The following is a 2,237-nucleotide window of genomic DNA, read 5'->3' as shown; positions in this document are numbered from 1 at the left end:
CGCCTTAAAAAGCTGCTGAACGGAAAGGAGATTTGCCTATGACCGACACGCCCAAGAAAAGCACCGCCACCACCGCCCGCCGCCCGGATTGCGTGACCGAGGTACGCCGGGGGAACACCGTCCTTGTGGTTTCCGGCTACTTCAAACAAGGCACTACCGCCACCGCCGCCGACAAGATGATGAAAGTGCTGGAAGCCGAAAGCGTAGCCGGACACAAGCCGCCTTTTACCGCCTAAGTTGTGGCATGGAAAAGCGGTCATGCCGTGGAGCGTGACCGCTGGAATAGTAATAAATGACACCATGTTTATTTCTTGCTTGATTGCCGTATTTCATTTGCCAGCAGCACGATACCATACAAACCGCAAATCAGTAGAATTATATCTTCATAGGCATTGAAGATGACTGATTTTATTCCGGTCAATCCCCATATGGTCAGTAAAGCGAGGAGCAGCTTGTTTTTTCTTTTATAGCCAGCATAAACCGTCATGCTTATGCTGATTACGGGGCAAGGCATGATGTATGTTACCATTTGCGGGAAAGAATTACCTAAAAGAATGGAAACAAAAGGGTACGCTAAATAAAGCACCAGTAGAAACATCTGAAATGCGGTAGGTGTTTTGAGTATATCGTCCTTGTTATGCAGACTTTCGTATAGGAACAGAACACCGCAAGTGATATACAACGGAAATGCAAAAAATTTCTGAATAGGCTCTGTTCCATACCAAGCGAAAAATCCAATGCCTATAAAGAGGTTAATAATCCCAAGCGAGAATTTTGCCGCCCACTTTATTTTTTTTGTATAGGACAAAGCAACCGCTATGAGTAAAAAAATGAGTAATGCAATTTGGATTATCCATGTTTGTCTGTTGTAATTGCCGATAACATCCCAAAAAACTTGTGCGTCCATGTGTTGCCCCCGTAGATTTAGTTTGTCACTTTGTAACGAACTAAAGTATAGCATAAAAATTTGATATTTTCTATAATAAGCTACTTGCTATAAACCGTAACAAAAAACCGTGATATTTTTCGACATAAAGAAGCAAAAAGGACTGTACAGACAGCCCCGCCCTATGGTATACTAAGCCTACGGAATAGTGGGACTGGCTGTCGGAAACGGAGGACATTATGTTAAGACAGACCACCCAACAACTCATTACCGCCCTTTATCCGAGATTGTCGCACGAGGACGAGCTTTCCGGGGAATCCAATTCCATAAGCAACCAGAAGCGGATTCTGGAAGCCTACGCAAAACAGAACGGCTTTTCCAACCTCAAATGGTACACGGACGACGGATTCTCCGGGGCAAATTTCCAAAGACCCGGCTTCCAGTCCATGCTTGCCGACATTGAAGCGGGGCTTGTGGGAACGGTTATCGTAAAGGATATGTCACGGTTAGGGCGAAACTATCTGCAAGTGGGAATGTACACGGAAATGATTTTCCCACAGAAAAACGTCCGCTTCATTGCCATCAATGACGGCGTTGACAGCGCACAGGGCGAGAATGACTTTGCGCCTTTGCGAAATATTTTTAACGAATGGCTGGTGAGGGATACGAGCAAGAAAATCAGAGCCGTGAAGCGGTCAAAAGGCATGAGTGGGAAACCTGTCACAAGCAAGCCCGTGTATGGCTACCTCATGGACGAGGACGAAAATTTTATCATTGACGAGGAAGCCGCCCCCGTGGTAAAGCAGATATACAGCCTTTGCCTTGCCGGGAACGGTCCGACCAAGATAGCCCGTATGCTTACGGAACAGCAAATCCCCACGCCGGGAACGCTGGAATACCGCCGGACAGGGAGAACCCGCCGCTACCACCCCGGCTATGAGTGCAAATGGGCGGCGAATACCGTGGTACATATCCTTGAAAACCGGGAATACACGGGCTGCCTTGTGAACTTCAAGACCACCACACAATCCTACAAGTGCAGCAAGATTATCTACAACAGTGAGGACAAACAGGCGGTTTTCGAGAACCACCACGAAATCATCATAGACCGTGACACATGGGAGCGTGTGCAGGAGCTACGCAAGCAGCGCAAACGCCCTAACCGCTATGATGAAGTGGGCTTGTTCTCCGGCATACTGTTTTGTGCGGATTGCGGCAGCGTCATGTACCAGCAGAGGTATCAGACGGATAAACGGCGGCAGGACTGCTACATATGCGGCAGCTACAAGAAGCGCACGGCAGACTGTACGGCGCACTTTATCCGCACCGACCTGTTGACCGAGGGAGTGAC

At 48.1% G+C, this 2,237-nt stretch carries 3 protein-coding genes; 2 read left to right on the top strand and 1 reads right to left on the bottom strand.

Features of this window, described 5'->3' with window-relative positions:
• Positions 1 to 38 precede the first annotated feature (38 nt).
• A complete protein-coding gene (locus NFR99_RS15130) occupies positions 39 to 236 on the top strand; it encodes a transposon-encoded TnpW family protein (RefSeq protein ID WP_120487255.1) in 198 nt (65 codons plus the stop codon).
• A 68-nt stretch (positions 237 to 304) separates the two neighbouring features.
• Here the strand turns inward: NFR99_RS15130 and NFR99_RS15125 are convergent, their stop codons facing one another.
• Complete coding sequence (locus NFR99_RS15125; RefSeq protein WP_160562461.1) at positions 305 to 907, bottom strand: DUF6064 family protein; 603 nt, start codon at positions 905 to 907, stop codon at positions 305 to 307.
• A gap of 218 nt (positions 908 to 1,125) precedes the next feature.
• On the opposite strand from NFR99_RS15125, the gene NFR99_RS15120 reads away from it, so the two are divergent.
• Positions 1,126 to 2,237: recombinase family protein (locus tag NFR99_RS15120; RefSeq protein WP_251354067.1), on the top strand; the 1,112-nt coding region annotated here is incomplete at its 3' end.

It is taken from the genome of Hominisplanchenecus murintestinalis (assembly GCF_943193015.1).
In the GTDB taxonomy this organism is placed as follows: Bacteria; Bacillota; Clostridia; order Lachnospirales; family Lachnospiraceae; genus Hominisplanchenecus_A; species Hominisplanchenecus_A murintestinalis.
Note: the sequence above shows the minus strand (reverse complement) of the source record. Positions and strands in the feature narration are given on the sequence as shown.

Bases quoted from the DNA above. Each gene is read 5' to 3' on its own strand.
- NFR99_RS15130 (WP_120487255.1), top strand. From the start codon at position 39: ATGACCGACACGCCCAAGAAAAGCACCGCCACCACCGCCCGCCGCCCG.
- NFR99_RS15125 (WP_160562461.1), bottom strand. From the start codon at position 907: ATGGACGCACAAGTTTTTTGGGATGTTATCGGCAATTACAACAGACAA.